This window comes from Dyadobacter sp. 32, from assembly GCF_902506755.1.
Lineage (GTDB): Bacteria > Bacteroidota > Bacteroidia > Cytophagales > Spirosomataceae > Dyadobacter.
Genome location: NZ_LR735258.1, coordinates 1 through 17,135, shown reverse-complemented (window position 1 = coordinate 17,135; position 17,135 = coordinate 1). Strand labels below are relative to the sequence as shown.

16 protein-coding genes are annotated in these 17,135 nt (G+C 43.0%); 9 read left to right on the top strand and 7 right to left on the bottom strand.

The genetic code is table 11. The annotated features are described in order from the left end of the window. Positions 1 to 11 precede the first annotated feature (11 nt). From DYADSP32_RS00080 to DYADSP32_RS00065, 4 genes are all read right to left on the bottom strand, one after another. On the bottom strand, positions 12 to 683 hold the full coding sequence (locus DYADSP32_RS00080; protein ID WP_149244609.1) for a hypothetical protein: 672 nt from the start codon (positions 681 to 683) through the stop codon (positions 12 to 14). Between the two features lie 80 nt (positions 684 to 763). Further along, the gene (locus DYADSP32_RS00075) at positions 764 to 1,282 is read right to left on the bottom strand and encodes an RNA 3'-terminal phosphate cyclase (RefSeq protein WP_149244610.1); all 519 of its coding nucleotides are present in this window, start codon (positions 1,280 to 1,282) and stop codon (positions 764 to 766) included. Positions 1,283 to 1,462: 180 nt separating this feature from the next. Continuing rightward, on the bottom strand, positions 1,463 to 2,224 hold the full coding sequence (locus DYADSP32_RS00070) for an MBL fold metallo-hydrolase (protein WP_149244611.1): 762 nt from the start codon (positions 2,222 to 2,224) through the stop codon (positions 1,463 to 1,465). Between the two features lie 5 nt (positions 2,225 to 2,229). Beyond that, positions 2,230 to 2,607: a response regulator gene (locus tag DYADSP32_RS00065; protein WP_149244612.1), complete on the bottom strand. Its 378-nt coding sequence runs from the start codon at positions 2,605 to 2,607 to the stop codon at positions 2,230 to 2,232. Positions 2,608 to 2,929: 322 nt separating this feature from the next. Here DYADSP32_RS00065 and DYADSP32_RS00060 point away from each other — a divergent pair, with 322 nt between their 5' ends. From DYADSP32_RS00060 to DYADSP32_RS00035, 6 genes are all read left to right on the top strand, one after another. Next, positions 2,930 to 3,580, top strand: coding sequence for a DUF1684 domain-containing protein (locus DYADSP32_RS00060; RefSeq protein ID WP_149244613.1), 651 nt, complete (start codon positions 2,930 to 2,932; stop codon positions 3,578 to 3,580). A 180-nt stretch (positions 3,581 to 3,760) separates the two neighbouring features. Then, positions 3,761 to 6,175 carry a phenylalanine--tRNA ligase subunit beta gene (gene pheT / locus DYADSP32_RS00055; protein WP_149244614.1) on the top strand — a complete coding sequence of 805 codons (2,415 nt, stop codon included), beginning with the start codon at positions 3,761 to 3,763 and terminating at the stop codon, positions 6,173 to 6,175. Between the two features lie 79 nt (positions 6,176 to 6,254). Beyond that, a complete protein-coding gene (locus tag DYADSP32_RS00050; protein WP_149244615.1) occupies positions 6,255 to 6,599 on the top strand; it encodes a hypothetical protein in 345 nt (114 codons plus the stop codon). Beyond that, entirely contained in the window at positions 6,596 to 6,910 is a 315-nt protein-coding gene (locus tag DYADSP32_RS00045) for a cell division protein ZapA (protein ID WP_149244616.1), read from the top strand. The genes DYADSP32_RS00050 and DYADSP32_RS00045 overlap by 4 nt, the downstream gene beginning before the upstream one ends. A gap of 133 nt (positions 6,911 to 7,043) precedes the next feature. Further along, positions 7,044 to 8,615, top strand: coding sequence for a ribonuclease Y (gene rny / locus DYADSP32_RS00040; protein ID WP_149244617.1), 1,572 nt, complete (start codon positions 7,044 to 7,046; stop codon positions 8,613 to 8,615). Between the two features lie 153 nt (positions 8,616 to 8,768). Next, positions 8,769 to 10,307, top strand: coding sequence for a sigma 54-interacting transcriptional regulator (locus tag DYADSP32_RS00035; protein ID WP_149244618.1), 1,539 nt, complete (start codon positions 8,769 to 8,771; stop codon positions 10,305 to 10,307). A gap of 94 nt (positions 10,308 to 10,401) precedes the next feature. Here the strand turns inward: DYADSP32_RS00035 and recA are convergent, their stop codons facing one another. Further along, on the bottom strand, positions 10,402 to 11,472 hold the full coding sequence (recA, locus tag DYADSP32_RS00030; protein WP_149244619.1) for a recombinase RecA: 1,071 nt from the start codon (positions 11,470 to 11,472) through the stop codon (positions 10,402 to 10,404). A 323-nt stretch (positions 11,473 to 11,795) separates the two neighbouring features. On the opposite strand from recA, the gene DYADSP32_RS00025 reads away from it, so the two are divergent. The 3 genes from DYADSP32_RS00025 to DYADSP32_RS00015 all read left to right on the top strand — a co-directional run bounded on the left by DYADSP32_RS00025 (position 11,796) and on the right by DYADSP32_RS00015 (position 14,481). After that, on the top strand, positions 11,796 to 12,542 hold the full coding sequence (locus DYADSP32_RS00025; protein WP_149244620.1) for an acyl-CoA desaturase: 747 nt from the start codon (positions 11,796 to 11,798) through the stop codon (positions 12,540 to 12,542). An 85-nt stretch (positions 12,543 to 12,627) separates the two neighbouring features. After that, a complete protein-coding gene (locus DYADSP32_RS00020) occupies positions 12,628 to 13,665 on the top strand; it encodes an aminopeptidase (RefSeq protein ID WP_149244621.1) in 1,038 nt (345 codons plus the stop codon). 21 nt (positions 13,666 to 13,686) lie between these two features. Further along, on the top strand, positions 13,687 to 14,481 hold the full coding sequence (locus DYADSP32_RS00015; RefSeq protein ID WP_149244622.1) for a DUF3108 domain-containing protein: 795 nt from the start codon (positions 13,687 to 13,689) through the stop codon (positions 14,479 to 14,481). Positions 14,482 to 14,499: 18 nt separating this feature from the next. Here the strand turns inward: DYADSP32_RS00015 and DYADSP32_RS00010 are convergent, their stop codons facing one another. Next, the gene (locus DYADSP32_RS00010; RefSeq protein ID WP_149244623.1) at positions 14,500 to 15,477 is read right to left on the bottom strand and encodes a hypothetical protein; all 978 of its coding nucleotides are present in this window, start codon (positions 15,475 to 15,477) and stop codon (positions 14,500 to 14,502) included. A gap of 40 nt (positions 15,478 to 15,517) precedes the next feature. Beyond that, entirely contained in the window at positions 15,518 to 16,948 is a 1,431-nt protein-coding gene (gene dnaA / locus DYADSP32_RS00005) for a chromosomal replication initiator protein DnaA (RefSeq protein WP_149239486.1), read from the bottom strand. Positions 16,949 to 17,135: the final 187 nt, after the last annotated feature.

Below are 17,135 nucleotides of genomic sequence, written 5' to 3'. Positions count from 1 at the left end.
GAGTCCGGAAATCATTTATTCCCCAGACCTCTCACATTCAAAAGAGTCGCTTCAACATCTCTTTTCGTTGTCGCCCAATCCGTTTTACCATCCTTGTAAATCCTGACGTGGGCTTTATACAATTGGATTTGATCTGCATTCAGCTGGTCCAGATCAGCCGAGAGCTTTTCTCGCTCAGTAGAGGACGCCGTTTTGTATTTGCTGAGCAAAATATCCCAGCGCTTGTCGAGGATACCCAGCTCATAAACAACCAGGTCGGCAAGCCGATCCATTTCTGCATATTGTCTGATCAATTTTTCGTTTACTTCAGCGTTCGAAAAGGATACAACGCCAGTCGAATTGGGCAACACCTCAGCTCCGCCGGTAGCCATCCTGCCATAATCCTTTTTATAGCTCCCGTTACCTGTATTCCGATCTGCATCCCTTTCCTTCTGCCGTGCGCCGGAATCTACCGCTCTTTGCTGATCTTCCCTTCTTCCCGTTGCAAAAGCAGTATCTGTTCTTACAGGTGCCGTGGAAGACCCGACTTTAGTATAGTCTACATGACCATCACGATTATAGTCCGGATGCTGTTTACCCGAGTCAGATTTGGACAAAGTTCCGGAAACATTCTTCACGCCTTTACAGCCGACCTGCATAAGTGAAAAAAGAATCAGGCTGGCGAGTGTAAATTTCATTTTCATGGGTGTGTGTTCATTTTATTATGAATTCGTATCTAATTCTTGCCGTCTGCCTTCTATTATCCGGCTGCAATTTCTGTAATCTAAAAATTGTGTCTGATACCGATAGCGAGATTGGGATTCAGGTAGAAGATTTTGGGCAACAATTCGAGATAGGTTCCTCCTTCTAAAAAAACGGACGTTGGTTTTTGAGCAAAAAATACTTCCAGCCCGGCGGTTACCGAAGGCCCTGTTGAAATATTGCTCGTGTACACATCACGTTTATCCTTATTGGGAAAATATCGTCTCGAATTAATCTGTACACCTACGCCGCCATATGCCATCATTCGCTCATTCAACATAGGTACGTACCACAGATACGTTGCATTAAACATCATCCCGATGTCGGCCAGGTCATCATTGCTTGTTTTGTATGTTTTTTTACTTTTAAGCAAGCCTACATACGTTCCAAAGCTGATATCCAAAGCATTTTGGTCACCATACTTTCTTAAGCTGATGGCGGTCGGCTCACCCACCTTCACTCCGATTGCCCATTTTTGCGTTTGGGCTTTTGACGCGGAGAACAAAAACAATAAGGCTCCTGCAAAAATAAACTTCTTCATAATCTGGCAATAAATTAATTGAAATCGAAACGCATCAATCATTGTAATTCGGACTCAGAAAATGGGTCCGTCAAAACTGACCTTACAGGAAATCGATCTGACAAAAATACGAATTTAAACGAAAGTCAATCGTGCACGCCTTGTCCAGCTTACCTCACAATAATCGGTCAGATCAGGCCATTACAGTTCAAGAACAAGTCCATCATAAGCCAGTCTGACGTTGGGCGGCAATTCTTTTTCCACTTCTTCATGGAGGCCAAGCTTGTGGCTCATGTGGATAAGATATGCTTGCTTAACATCCAGCCGGGCAATAAGTTCCAATGCCTGCGAAAGGGTAAAATGAGATAAGTGAGGTTCCTTTTGAAGCGTATCCAGAACAAGTACCCGGCTGCCCTTTATTTTTTCCTGTTCTGCTTCTGAAATGTAATTAGCATCTGTTATGTAAGTAAAATCGCCGATCCGATAGCCAAAAACGGGTAAATTATAGTGCATTACCTCAATCGGTGTAAATGTTACGCCCAAAATTTCGAAAGGCGTGTTTTCTATATTGTGCAGATCAAAATGAGGTACCCCGGGATACCTGTGCTCACTGAATGCATAATAAAACTCCGTCCGAATCTGATTAAGCACACTTTCCCGCCCATAGAGCGGCATATCTTTTTGCTGACGGTGATTGAAGGCCCTGGTGTCGTCCAGGCCGGCAGTGTGATCTTTATGCTGATGCGTAAAAATAACCGCATCCAATTCACGTACTTTGGCACGCAGCATTTGCTGGCGAAAATCAGGACCTGTATCAATAACGAAGGACTTCCCAGCCTCTTCGATCCACACTGAAGTTCTCAGGCGATTGTCACGAAGATCCCCCGAACGGCAAACGGCACAATCGCAAGCAATAACGGGTATTCCTTGTGATGTGCCGGTTCCTAAAAAAGTAATCCTCATGCAAGCTATTCTGTCAAATGCGCAACCACTTCTACCAAACGGTCAAAATTAAGCGGTTTCATAAGTGCATCATCAAAGCCTGCTTCTTTAAAGTCTTCATCAGAGTAATTTTTTGCATTCCCTGTAATGGCCACGATTGGTGTTTTGGCTTTTGCGGCGTCAGACAGTTTTCGAATGCTTCTGGCACATTCCATACCATCCATTACAGGCATGTTAATGTCTAATAAGATGATGTCAAAATCTTCCTTTTCAAGAAGTTGCAACACTTGCTCTCCATTTTTCACGGAAGTAATTTCGTAATGCTGAAATTCCAGAATTTTTCTGGCCAGATTTTGAATTACTGAACTGTCTTCGGCAATGAGTACGCGTTTCGTGTAGGACATAAATGGATTGGGTATTGTTTTTAATTAATTGGCAGGTCAATTTAGCTATATTTCCATCAACAACACAAAAAGGGTCGGTCGGAATTTTCAAATTTATTTAAAAAGCAGGAAATCCTGCCAGGATTTTTTCAAACCTGTCATAACCATGTAAGTTTGTATCTCCGATCTGATTCTGAAAGTCAGTATCCGACGGAACGGGTAGATTCGGTCCCGGTTTCCTGAATACATGGTACCGACTTACAAGCACAGGTTTTTACACAACCTAACCTAAAGATAAAAAAGTTCTGACCCGTATTAATTCAAAATAGTAACTGTAACTGAAATGTTTAAAAACAAAATTATCCGATGGAGTACCTTTGCCATGATTCTGGCAATATTAGCCTACTTTTTTATCGAAAATTTTAGTGGCCAAAATGAAAACGAGGATGACATCGCGATTACCAACCCAACCAAATATGCGGAAAAAATAAATAATGAGCGAAGTGCAAAAGACGAACAATTCAAATCGTCCGAAGACTCCCCCGTTCTTGACACAGCCGAATTCCATGGCCTGCATTATTTTAAAGTCAATCCGGAATATCGGGTAAGGGCCACCATTTCGCCATATACCGGCGAGGACAAGGAACTGCTCATCAAGTACACCGATGGCACTACCACCAAATACGAACGCTACGGTTATGCCCATTTTGAAATCAACAAAAAACCTCAAAAGCTGCTTTTATTGAAACATGAAAACGTTATTTCCGTACTTTTCCGTGACGAGACCAGCGGTCAGGAAACATACGGCGGAGGCCGGTATCTCGACTACAATGCCAATGAGATTAAAAATAACACCATGATCCTGGATTTCAATAAGGCCTATAATCCGTATTGCGCCTATCAGCCCAGTTATGCCTGTCCGGTTCCTCCTGCAGAGAATAAACTCCTCATTCCCATTTTTGCAGGAGAGCAAATCGAAGAAGCCAATCACTGATATTTCTTAATTTCTCCCAAAACAATAAATGGCGCTTTGATGTGCAGAGGAAGTCTAAAGAGTTAATTTTGCATAAAATTATTCAAATGAGCTTTTATCGGCAATTCTGCAAAAGACCGCTGAGAACCAATCCCCGGTGGTTTGCAGACATCCGATCAAAATATTTATTAAAGTACCCGCATGAAAATTTCCTATAAGTGGCTTAAAGAGTTAATTGAAATTACAGAAACACCCGAAGAAATTGGCAAATTACTCACTGCCACCGGGTTAGAGGTAGAAGGAATCGAAGAAATTGAATCGGTCAAAGGTGGCTTAAAAGGTGTGGTGATCGGGAAGGTATTAACCTGCGAAAAACATCCCGAAGCCGATCGGCTAAAATTGACCACCGTAGATGTGGGCCTGGATCAGCCGCTCTCGATCGTATGTGGAGCCGCTAACGTAGCAGCCGGTCAGAAAGTGATTGTTGCCACCGTAGGTGCCGTCCTGTATCCAACCGGAAGTGAGGATGCGCTTGTTCTAAAAAAATCCAAGATAAGAGGCGCCGTGTCCGAGGGTATGATCTGTGCCGAAGATGAGCTTGGTCTTGGCACATCGCATGACGGCATCCTGGTGTTGGAAACCGATCTTCCCAATGGAACACCTGCCTCAGCATATTTCAATATATCGTCCGACTTTTTGATTGAAATTGGTCTGACTCCAAACCGGGCGGATGCCGCCTCCCATTATGGTGTAGCCAGGGATTTACGGGCCGTACTGGGCAGGGATATCAAGCTTCCGTCTGTCGAGCATTTTACAATAGAAAACGTATCGCTTTCCATTGATGTAACCGTTGAAAACCAGGAAGCTTGTCCGCGATACACGGGTCTAAGCATCACAGGTCTTACTGTGGGAGATTCTCCCGAATGGCTGAAACAAAGATTGCAAACCATCGGGATCAGGCCTATCAACTCGGTGGTGGACATTACCAATTACGTCTGCCATGAGCTGGGACAACCCATGCATGCCTTCGATGCAGACAAAATCACGGGCAAAAGAGTAATTGTGAAAACAGTGGCTTCGGAAACCGGGTTCACCACTTTGGATGGTCAGAAAAGGATTTTGTCGGATAGTGATCTGATGATCTGCGATGAAATAAAGCCCATGTGCATTGCAGGTGTTTTTGGCGGACTCGATTCAGGAGTTTCCGTAGAAACTACGTCTGTTTTTCTGGAATCTGCCTACTTTTCTCCTGCCTGGGTACGCCGAACCAGTCAGCGATTCGGCCTGAAGACGGATTCGTCCTTCCGATTTGAAAGAGGTACGGATCCCAACATGCCGGTTTATGCGTTAAAACGGGCTGCGCTATTGATTCAAGAAATATCCGGCGGGAAGGTTTCTTCTGAAATAACCGACATTTACCCTAATCCGGCTCAGGATTTTGAGGTCAAAATGAGCTACAAACATATTGACCGTCTAATCGGGAAGTCATTGGACAAAGATCTGATCAGGGATATATTGACCTCCCTTGATATTAAAATTACGGAGGAACGGGATGACCACTTTATCGCATCTGTTCCGCCCTATCGTGTCGATGTACAAAGGGAAGCCGATGTGATTGAAGAGATTCTGCGCATTTATGGTTTTGGTCAGGTCGAACTATCGGAATCGCTTAGTTCAGAGTTCCTTTCTGAATTTCCGGTCAACGATCCTGAAAAACTCAGAATGCGGATCTCGGAATTGCTCGCGGCCAACGGATTCAATGAAATGATCAACAATTCGTTGACCAAGCCCGGTTTACAGGCGTCGATTGCCGCATCCCTTCCCGGGGAAGCTGTAAAGATTCTGAATTATCTGAGCGAAGACCTCTCCGTTATGCGCCAGACACTCCTGTTCTCGGGGCTTGAAGTGGTCGCACACAACAGCAACCGCCGTCAAAAAGATCTGAAGTTATTCGAATTCGGGAAGACGTATTTCGAGCTCGACGGTAAATATAAAGAAAAGGAAAAACTGTCCTTGTTCCTTTCGGGAAATATTACCGAGGAAACCTGGCTTGCCAAGAGCAGAGAGGTCTCATTCCATGATCTGGCAGCCTTTGTAAATCAGGTATTGGCATCCATGAAAATCCGAAATCTGGATAAGACTGAGGCTGATACAAACATCTTCCAGTACGGAATCACATTTACTTCCGACAAAAAGCCTGTGGTGTCATTTGGCCTTTTAAAAAACGCGCTGGCAAAAAAGGCGGATGTGAAAGGCGGTGTTTTGTTTGCTGATTTTGACTGGGAATTTATGCTAAAACAATATGATTCGGCTGTGCAGTATAAAGAAGTGTCCAAATTTCCAGAGGTACGAAGAGATTTATCACTGGTAGTTGACAAAAAAATAACCTTCGAAGAACTCCGCCAGATTGCGTACAAAACGGAGAAACAATTGCTTCGAAATGTGAATGTATTCGACGTGTACGAAGGGGCTAATCTGGGAGACAAAAAGTCATATTCTCTTAGCTTTATACTTCAGGACGACAATCAAACTTTAACGGATAAGCTGATCGACAAAACCATGCAAAGGCTCATCAGCAATTATGAAAGGGAATTGGGAGCGCTGATCAGAAAGTAAAGTTGCAGGAAGGCGACTAAGAACAAACAGGCATAAGGCATACTGACTTGAAGATAAAAAACAATTAACCGACTCAAAAATGGACAAGATCAGCCCACGTTTGATTGAGCTTAAACTGACCGATCTTGAGAAGAAATTAAACATCCTGATCAGGACGAAAGAGAAACTAAGTTGGTCATTGTCAGAATTGCAGCTCGAAAATGCTGAACTTCGCCTTGAGAACACCGTACTCAAGGATGAAGTAAAGGAAATAAAGAAAAAATACAGTACTTTAGAAAAAGACTTTAATAAGTCTAAAAGTTTCGCTAAAATTGTCTCAAGTAAACTGACACCAACCGGCGGATTGACCGAACTAAAAGAATCAGTTGAACGATATATTCAAGAGATCGATAAGTGCATAGAATTGCTTGAAGATTCCTTATGACGAAAAAACATGTTCCCATACCGGATGTACCCGTATTATTAAAGTTTCTTGACAGAGGCTTCAATCTTAGCGTTCCGGCAGACCAGGAAATGTATTATCGAAATGCATACAGGCGCTTCATGCAACGTGTAGATGAGCATAAATCAAATGAAAAGGCAGGCTATGGTGACATTGAAGCCATGGGGCTTACTGCAATAGAATGTATGGTGGGATTGCAAAGAATCCGTGAACAAATGGACGAGTTGATGATAGGATTTCAGGAACGACTGGAAAAACTGGACTCTACGGTAACGGAAGCAATTGATAACTAAGAAGTTAAACCCATATACTTATTTGAAACTTATTCCTTATCCATTTTAAGTCTCTAAGATCGTACAACAGACAGTTCGGCATTTTAACACGCAGTTAGTCGGTGCAAACCACTTTTTGTAAACATTATTTAAAATGTCTAATTCATTAATTTTTATCATTCTCCTCTCTGACATCATTGCAATTGGTGTCGGGATTTTTGCAGGTAAATACATTTTCCAAAGATCATTTGACCAAAAAGAAAAGGAAGCTCAGGATCGTGCTACGGAAATTTTGCGTAATGCCGAAAGTGCCGCCGAAAACATAAAAAAAGACCGGATCCTTGAAGCAAAAGAAAAGTATTTGCGCCTGAAAACGGAATTTGAGGAGGATGCAAACAAGAAACGGGTCATTCTACAGACCAACGAACAGAAGCTCAAACAACGTGAGCAAACGCTGAACCAAACCATTGAGCAAAACAAACGTCGTGAGAACGAACTGGAAACACTCAAATCCAACCTGAGCCAACAGCTTGAAACGGCCACGAAGCGGAAAGAAGAAGCGGAAAGATCTTTACAGCAACAGGTTACTCAGCTGGAAAAAATCGCCAATTTAACCGCGGACCAAGCCCGTGAGCAACTTGTGGATGCATTGAAAGCCGAAGCCGATACACGTGCAGGATCCTATGTAAAGAGTGCCATGGAAGAGGCTCGGCTCACTGCCACCAAAGAAGCTAAAAAGATCGTCATCGAAACCATTCAACGCACTGCTGCTGAGCATGCAATTGAAAACTGTGTGTCGGTTTTTAATATCGAAAATGACGACATCAAAGGAAAAATAATTGGTAGAGAGGGCCGAAACATTCGGGCACTGGAAGCGGCAACCGGTGTGGAAATCATCGTTGACGACACTCCAGAGGCGATCGTCATCTCGGGATTTGATCCGGTAAGACGGGAAATTGCACGTCTTTCTCTGCACAGGCTTGTGCAGGACGGCCGTATACACCCGGCAAGGATTGAAGAAGTGGTGGCTAAAACCAGGAAAAATATTGATGACGAGATCGTTGAGATAGGCGAAAGGACAGTAATTGATATGGGCATACATGGATTACATCCTGAGCTTGTTAAAATGATCGGTCGTATGCGCTTCCGATCCTCATACGGGCAAAACCTGCTACAACATTCACGGGAAGTGGCAAAGCTTTGCGCCACCATGGCCTCGGAGCTGGGACTCAATACCAAACTGGCCAAAAGAGCAGGACTGCTTCACGATATTGGTAAAGTGTGGCCCGAAGAATCGGATCTGCCACATGCGATTCTGGGCATGGAGCTTGCCAAGAAATTCAAGGAAAATCCGGAAGTATGTAATGCAATCGGCGCCCACCATGATGAGATTGAAATGACCAGCATTCTTTCGCCAATCATCCAGGTTTGTGATGCCATCTCGGGATCACGTCCAGGAGCACGACGCGAAATGATGGAATCTTACATTCAACGTCTGCGTGATCTTGAAAATATGGCCATGTCTTTTGATGGTGTAGAGAAATGTTATGCCATTCAGGCTGGCCGTGAGCTAAGGGTTATCATTGATGCAGACAACGTTTCTGATGAAAAGGCTGGTATGCTGTCTTTTGACATTTCCCAAAAGATTGAAAAGGAGATGCAATACCCTGGCCAGATTAAAATTACCGTTATTCGCGAAATGCGTGCGGTCGCCTATGCCAGGTAGTCGCGCAATTGCTATCACTTGTCTTTAATCGTGATCAATATCAGTTGGGTTGTCGGAAATGGCCAATAGCCACGAAAGGCAACCCATTTGATATTAAATAGGCTACCGAGTTTCGGTTAGCGTTTGAAAACCCAATTGTTTGATCAATCAAAAATGAAATACTCAAATCTGACAAGTACAGAAAGACTCGGAATAAAAACACTTGGAGAGCTAAAAAATGCCGGCTATGTATCCCGTTCTATCAAGCAGGAGCTTCGAGACAACCTGATTGAAAAGATTCGCAATAAAGAGACCATCTTTCCCGGAATCTGGGGTTACGAAGAAACAGTAATTCCCGATGTGGAACGAGCCATTCTTTCCATGCATAACATCAACCTTCTTGGTCTGCGTGGACAGGCCAAAACGCGTATTGCCCGCATGATGACAGGCTTACTCGATGAGTACATTCCTTACATCACTGGTTCGGAGCTGCACGACGACCCCATGTCTCCGCTTTCGCGAAATGCGAAAGATATTGTGATGGAAATGGGCGACGATACACCTGTTTCCTGGTTGCATAGGAACGAACGATACACAGAGAAACTTGCTACTCCGGATGTATCTGTCGCAGATTTGATCGGTGATGTGGACCCTATTAAAGCCGCTACTCTAAAGCTCCCCTATTCCGATGAACGCGTGATCCATTTTGGGCTCATACCACGCTCACATCGGGGCATTTTCGTCATCAACGAGCTTCCCGATTTACAGGCGCGTATCCAGGTTGCACTTTTCAATATCCTTCAGGAAGGCGATATACAGATTCGCGGATTCAAACTGAGATTACCTTTGGATATCCAGTTTGTATTCACGGCGAATCCGGAAGACTATACCAATAGAGGAAGCATTGTAACACCACTGAAGGACCGTATTGAAAGTCAGATTGTTACCCACTATCCGAAAACGATTGAGGTTGGAAAGAAAATTACGCAGCAAGAGGCTGTCGTGAAAGAAGAGCAAAAAGATCTGGTGATCGTCAATGAACTAATCAAAACACTGATTGAGCAAATCGCAGTGGAGGCACGTGAAAGCGAATATGTAGACAGCAAGAGTGGAGTTTCGGCACGTTTGACTATATCTGCCTATGAGAGTCTTTTAAGCACCGCCGAACGGCGTGCACTGATAAACGGGGAAGCGAGTACCTATGTTCGTATTTCTGACTTGTACGGAGTTGTTTCTGCCATTTGCGGCAAGGTCGAATTGGTTTACGAAGGAGAAGTGGAAGGTCCGGTTATTGTAGCTCAAAATCTCATTGGAAAAGCAATACGCAACCAATTTCTCGAATTCTATCCCGATCCTGAAAAATCCAAGAAAAGTAAGATCAACCCTTATGCCAAGGTGATCGAATGGTTTGGCTCGGGCAACGAGATGGAAATGATCGGAGACATGACCGACCGGGAATATGCGGCACGCCTGAAAACGATTGACGGCCTCGACGATTTTGTAGATATGCTCAGTGCATATGGAAGCGAACAGGAGAAACTGTTTATGATGGAATTTGCGCTGCACGGGATGGCAGAATTTTCGCTAATAGGCAAGCAATCACTGGATCAGGGAATGAAGTTTCAGGACCTTGTCAGCAGCATGTTTTCAGGTCCCGGCGAAGATGATGAAGATTACAACTTTGATGACGATGACGATAATAAGCGTTTCTGATTTAAACTGATATAAAAAAGCGTTCTGGATAATTTCCAAAACGCTTTTTTATTGTCTTCTGATTTTATGAAATGTAAGAGCCTACCTCTAATTATTACTCAGGACTACCGTCGTCTTTTACATTGGGCTCACTGGTGTCAATCAGCAGATCAGGTTCATTATTCACTTTCCCGCGGACTTTGGCTTCCAGCTCATCCATCAATTCCGGATTATCCTTGATCAGCGCTTTCACGGCATCCCTTCCCTGGCCTAAACGATTACCATCGTAACTGAACCATGAACCGGCCTTCTTTACAATATCCAGCTCCACCGCAAGGTCAATGATCTCCCCCACTTTGGAAATACCCTCTCCATACATGATATCGAACTCAACCACTTTGAAAGGAGGCGCCACTTTGTTCTTCACTACTTTTACACGGGTACGGTTCCCAAGGATCTGATCGGCACTTTCTTTGATCTGACCTACCCTTCTGATATCCAGACGGACCGAAGCATAATACTTCAAGGCGTTACCACCCGTAGTAGTTTCAGGATTACCAAACATCACCCCTATTTTCTCACGCAACTGATTAATAAAAATACAGCAGCATCCAGTTTTATTGATGACCCCTGTCAGTTTACGCAGTGCCTGCGACATCAATCGTGCCTGAAGGCCCATTTTACTGTCCCCCATTTCACCTTCCAGCTCAGCACGGGGCACAAGCGCAGCAACCGAGTCGATAACGATGATATCCACCGCTCCGCTACTGATCAGATGCTCTGCGATTTCAAGAGCCTGCTCTCCGTTATCCGGCTGTGAGATCAAAAGATTACTGGTATCAATTCCAAGCTTTTCCGCATAGGAACGGTCAAAAGCATGTTCCGCATCAATAAACGCGGCCAAGCCGCCCTTTTTCTGTGCTTCTGCAATGCAGTGCATGGAAAGCGTCGTTTTACCGGAAGATTCCGGACCGTATATTTCCACAACACGTCCGCGGGGAACACCTCCTACGCCCAATGCAAGATCAAGGCCGAGTGAACCCGTGGAAATAACGGGGATATCAAGCACTTTACTATCGCTCAGGCGCATTACGGTGCCCTTACCGTAGGTCTTGTCTAATTTCTCAAGCGTGGTCTGTAGCGCCTTTAATTTATTGTCTTTATCCGTTGTTGCTGGTGTTGCCATGTTACGACAAAAGGTTGTTTAAAATATAAAAATAGCGGCCCGATTCACCGCTTCGTTTAATTTGAACCGAAGGTAAATTTACCTTTTTTTAATCAATTGCAAAATCTGTTTTCCGATTACAAAATTCATTTACCTTGAATGTTAAAATCGATAAAGATAATTTCAGTAACAAATATATGATATTAATTGTATCAAAAAAAAACAATCATTCACATCTATTAAATTTCTTACTTTTTCCCAAAAGCTGATCATTATCAGATTTGCTTCGCTTTTGAGCAAATATCTTTGCACCTGTAGTTATTAATTCAAATTAAATATCTAGTATGGTTATCCTGCTATTCTTTATTGCCCATTGGTACTTGTCATTACTGATGCAGACCTTCTTTTTACATCGATACGCAGCGCATAAAATGTTTACCATGTCCCCGGCATGGGAAAAATTCTTTTATATACTTACCTGGATTTTCCAGGGTTCATCATTTTTGAGCCCCTACGCCTATGGAGTCATGCACAGATTACATCATGCTTATGCAGATACCGAAAACGATCCGCATTCTCCAAGCTTCTCCAAAAGCCTTTTTGATATGATGTGGAAAACCAAAAATTACTACAATAATATTGTACACAAAACGGACAAAATTGAAGCCAAATTCAAGGCTGGCGTCCCGCATTGGAATTTCATGGAACGCCTTGGCGACCTTTGGTTATCCCGACTTGGATGGGGCACTTTGTATCTGCTGTTTTACCTTCAATTTGCCACTGCCTGGTGGATGTTTTTTCTTCTTCCTATTCACTTTCTGATGGGACCTGTACATGGTGTGATCATCAATTGGTATGCCCACCGCTATGGCTACGTCAATTTTAAAGTAGATGACACAGCGAAAAATCTCCTGCCATTTGACTTTTTAATGATGGGGGAGTCGTATCACAACAATCACCACAAATTTGGAGGAAGAGCTAATTTTGGGTTTAAATGGCATGAGTTTGATCCGACTTACCCTTTTATACTGCTATTGAACAAACTGAACATTATTAAGTTAAAAACGAACAACGATCTTAAATACATGTAAATCATCAAAATGATCTATTTTTGTGCACGACACCAGCTTCATAAGCTGGTGTTTTATTTTTCATATCCGGATATCATTTTAAAAAGTGCTGAAAAAAATCATTTTGCTCATCCTCATACTCTTTATCTCTTTGGGTATTTTTTACAGGGAAATTTTGAGTTATGGATGGATGCAGGCAAAAGGTCAGATTGGAATATTGATGAATGTACAGGATGTGAAAGACGTGCTGGAGGATCCTATGTTTCCTGACTCTCTAAAATCCAGAATACGGCTGATTGAGGAGATCAAGCAGTTTGGCGTAGATTCGCTGGGGTTAACACCGTCAAAAAATTATACAACCTTCTACAACCAGAAAGGAAAGCCCCTTATCTGGGTAATTACGGCTTCCAAACGTTACAAGATCCAGGCATACCAGTGGGACTTTCCGGTTATCGGATCATTTCCTTACAAAGGCTATTTCGATTCTACACGAGCCGTCCGGGAAGAAAAAGAACTTGGTCTCACGGGACTGGATACGGATATTGGTGAGGTTTCGGCGTGGTCGACGCTTGGTTACCTTAAAGACCCGATTTTATCCTCTATGCTTTTGCGCAAGGAGGGCAGCCTGGCCAATCTGATCCTTCATGAGCTCACGCATGGAACACTTTTTGTAAAAAATAATCTGGAGCTCAATGAGAACCTTGCCAGCTTTGTGGGTGATCATGGCGCTGTTAAATTTTTACTTCAAAAATATGGACCTGAATCACCGCAACTTAAAGCGTATGAATTTTCAAAGAAATACAATGACGCATACGCTCAGCACATACTACGGGGAATCTCCAAATTAGATAGTCTTTACGACAGCTTTGGGACAGACCTCGCGCCAGATCCCCGAAAAGACACCTTAAAGAAAAATATGATTATTCGCATACTAACCGATGCGGACACACTGTTGGGAAATAAAATGACGTTGAGAAAGAGGAAATCTATTAAAGAAAGTGAATTACCCAATAATGCCTTTTTTATCAGTTATCAAACCTATAAGTCGAAACAAAACGTATTTAAACATGAGTTTGAAACCAGATTCAACCGAGATTTTAAAAAGTACCTTGCTCATCTGAAACAAAAATACCCCTCGTTGTAAATCATTGACAGACCTATTCGCATGAAACCTGTACACCTCACTATACTCATCAGCCTAACCGTCATCAGCTTATTCGCTTTCACGCAATTTGAACAAAATCGTGTCATTCCCAATAAAAGCTTTGGGACTGGTGAAAAGGTGGAATATCGGGTACATTATGGATTTATTAACGCAGCGGAAGCAAAGGTAGAGATTGCCAAATCCGTGACCATCGTAAACAACCGGCCCTGTTTCAAAATTAATGTGACCGGCAGAACGGTTGGCCCGTTTGATTTAATCTCAAAAGTGAGAGATAACTGGCGATCCTATGTAGACACTTCCGCCATATTGCCTCACGTTTTTTATCAGAATATTCAGGAGAATAAATATCGGAAAGAAGAAACGATTGTCTTCAAACATGACAGAGATCAGGCCGTTTCCAGCATCAAAGACGAAACCAAAACCTATTCGGTTCCAAACAATATACATGACATTATCAGTGGCTACTTTTTTTTAAGGACGCTCAATTTTGACAAGATCTCCGAAGGCGAAGTTATTGAGGTTCCCACATTTTTTGACGGAGAAGTGTACAAGCTTAGAGTGCGGTATGTAGGAAAAGATGTCATCAAGACAAAGTTTGGTAAAACGCGGGTGCTGAGACTGAATCCCCTGATTCCCGACAATAAACTTTTCAAAGGCGAAGGGGCCATGAAACTATGGGTCTCGGACGACGCCAACCGGATACCCCTTAAAGTTCAGGTGGAACTCATGATAGGATCCCTTGAAATGGATATAAAATCTTACAAAGGCCTGCGAAAAGATTTGGTCTGGTTTTAATCTGAATGGATAAGGATCTTATCTATTTGTAAAAAACCACTTTCGCAGGTTTTGGATTTGTTTCAGTGGAAATGGAAGGCCATTTTTATTAATTGAAATAAAACAACTTTCTCCGGCTCCAAAACTTTTGTAAAATGATTTTATGGAATCAATTGAGGGACTTTCAAAATCCAGCATGAGTTCCAAACCCGTGTTGCGCTGAATATACTGATCCAGAAGTACGCTACGTGCATTGCCTGTTCTTCCCTTATGATTCGCGGCATTAAACAGGTAAATGGCCAGCCCGCCACATCTGACCATCAGTATCCCTGCACACGCCAGTCCGTCCGACACAGCATACCAGAGCTCCGTTTCGCAGCGAAATTTTAGTTCCTCGTAAAGCCTTTTCAACATGTCGTATGCCTGATGATTGACGCCACCTGCAATTTTGGATTCATGATTCATTTTGAACAAGTCAATCAGCTTTGTGATATCGTCACCAGGAATAACCGACCAGTTATGCTCAACTCCCCTTTTCAAATTCATTTTCCTGTCGGCTGAATACCGTTCTTTAACCTGTTCGTAGCTCGTATTCAGTGCCAATTGATGTGTGGTAAGGGTTTGTATCTCAAAACCATCTAAGAATGCAGGTGTACCGCTGAACTGCGCGGAATTATGGGGATTGAAATGATAGGCAGAGATATACGAGAATTCACCGCTTAACAGTGATAGAAAATCTGATGCCAGTTTGTTGGCAATAGGCTGCTTACAAAATATCCCGAGATACTGACAAAACAACGGCTGCTGAATGACATCAATTCCCCATTTTTTCTTGACTGGAATTGGCATAATTACCTGATAATCTGTGGCAGAAGGCCACACAATCGCACACCAGTCGTCACACACGATATCCAGATACCACGAAAGTGCGTACATAACACTTTGCTCGGATTGGCTTACGGCCTTATCCCACAATTCATCATGAATTTCGGAACGAGTAAGCAGGATGGGTAGCAACGGTTGCAGTGCTGGTTAGGTATCAGACTATGGCAATTGATTATTTAAAATAACTGCGTAGTTTCTGTAGCGTTTCGTCCACATCCGGACTTTTATCCATCAGTAAATTGATGCCCTGAATGGAATGGATCACCGTGCTGTGGTCTCGCCCTCCAAAATGGTAGCCAATTGATTTTAAGGGCAGATCCGTATATTCTTTTGCCAGGAACATAGCCAGCTGACGAGGATACACGACCTCCTTTTTACGACTTTTACTTTTAAGATCTGCGATTGAAACCTGAAAAAAGTCAGCGATGATCTCCTGGATGGTATCGATCGTAACTTCCTTATCCTCGTTCATCACAATATTCTTAAGCGTATTTTTCGCCAGTTCTACATCGATTTCCCGGCGGGTGAGGGAAGCCTGCGCCATAAGAGACACAATGACACCTTCGAGCTCCCTTACATTTGAACTGACGCTATGGGCAATGTATTCAATCACATCATTATCAATGGCAATACCCTCCGACTGAATCTTCTTCTGAATAATGGCAATACGTGTTTCAAAATCAGGCGTTTGCAAATCGGCGGTTAACCCCCACTTAAACCTTGAAAGCAACCGATCCTGAAGTCCCTGAAGCTCCCTGGGTGGCCGATCACTGGTCATGATGATCTGTTTACCGAGCTGATGCAGGTGATTGAAAATATGAAAGAAAGTATCCTGGGTTTTTTCTTTGCCCGATAAAAACTGAACATCATCAATAGCCAATACATCCACCTTCATGTAAAAGTCGGTAAAGTCCTGAAGCGTATTGTTTTTGATGGAATTGATAAACTGGTTGGTAAACTTCTCCGAAGACACATAAAGTACCAATTTGTTATCAAAATGATTCATAATGTAATTACCGATAGCCTGCACCAAGTGTGTTTTACCTAATCCTACCCCACCATACATCATCAGCGGATTAAAGGAAGTTAGCCCTGGGCGTTGGGCCACGGCAAATCCAGCAGACCTTGCCAGACGGTTACAATCTCCCTCAATAAAGTTGTCAAACGAGTAATTGGGATTGAGATAAGTATCCAGGTTCAAAGAATCCTGATCCTTAGGCCTTTGGGAAGAGCTCTTTCTGGGGTCCGGTGCAAAGTTGTCCTGCTTGGAATAGGAATTACCTTTCGGCGCGGATACATTCATGGTCAGAGGCTGATGCTTTTCATTACCAGTATCTACGATGATTGAATATTCCAGCATGCCATCTCTTCCAATTGCATAATCCAGCGCCTTTCTCAGAAGATTCACGTAATTATCCTCAAGCCATTCATAGAAAAACTGGCTAGGTACCTGTATGGTAAGCACCTTACCATAAATCTTCAAAGGACGAATGGGCTCAAACCACATATTGTAGCTTTCCTCAGGAATGTGCTGCTGAATAATCTGCAGACAACTATTCCAAATCCGGTCTACCTCTCTATATGTGGTGGTTACTCTTTCCAATGCAATGTGGTGTGTTCAAAACTTCAAAATCCAAAGGGAGGGCAAAGATAGGAAATGGATCAGTAAAAATGTTGGATTATTTACACACTTTTCTATTTTGCCCGTCATCTTATTTAAAGCAAACGTCAGGCTAAAATCCTATACCTGAAGGCCTCTTCCTGACCTCCCAATTTACAATTTACCCCAC

Excerpts from the sequence above, each read along its gene's own strand:
- DYADSP32_RS00080 (WP_149244609.1), bottom strand. The coding sequence starts at position 683 with ATGAAAATGAAATTTACACTCGCCAGCCTGATTCTTTTTTCACTTATG.
- DYADSP32_RS00075 (WP_149244610.1), bottom strand. The coding sequence starts at position 1,282 with ATGAAGAAGTTTATTTTTGCAGGAGCCTTATTGTTTTTGTTCTCCGCG.
- DYADSP32_RS00070 (WP_149244611.1), bottom strand. The coding sequence starts at position 2,224 with ATGAGGATTACTTTTTTAGGAACCGGCACATCACAAGGAATACCCGTT.
- DYADSP32_RS00065 (WP_149244612.1), bottom strand. The coding sequence starts at position 2,607 with ATGTCCTACACGAAACGCGTACTCATTGCCGAAGACAGTTCAGTAATT.
- DYADSP32_RS00060 (WP_149244613.1), top strand. The coding sequence starts at position 2,930 with ATGTTTAAAAACAAAATTATCCGATGGAGTACCTTTGCCATGATTCTG.
- pheT (WP_149244614.1), top strand. The coding sequence starts at position 3,761 with ATGAAAATTTCCTATAAGTGGCTTAAAGAGTTAATTGAAATTACAGAA.
- DYADSP32_RS00050 (WP_149244615.1), top strand. The coding sequence starts at position 6,255 with ATGGACAAGATCAGCCCACGTTTGATTGAGCTTAAACTGACCGATCTT.
- DYADSP32_RS00045 (WP_149244616.1), top strand. The coding sequence starts at position 6,596 with ATGACGAAAAAACATGTTCCCATACCGGATGTACCCGTATTATTAAAG.
- rny (WP_149244617.1), top strand. The coding sequence starts at position 7,044 with ATGTCTAATTCATTAATTTTTATCATTCTCCTCTCTGACATCATTGCA.
- DYADSP32_RS00035 (WP_149244618.1), top strand. The coding sequence starts at position 8,769 with ATGAAATACTCAAATCTGACAAGTACAGAAAGACTCGGAATAAAAACA.
- recA (WP_149244619.1), bottom strand. The coding sequence starts at position 11,472 with ATGGCAACACCAGCAACAACGGATAAAGACAATAAATTAAAGGCGCTA.
- DYADSP32_RS00025 (WP_149244620.1), top strand. The coding sequence starts at position 11,796 with ATGGTTATCCTGCTATTCTTTATTGCCCATTGGTACTTGTCATTACTG.
- DYADSP32_RS00015 (WP_149244622.1), top strand. The coding sequence starts at position 13,687 with ATGAAACCTGTACACCTCACTATACTCATCAGCCTAACCGTCATCAGC.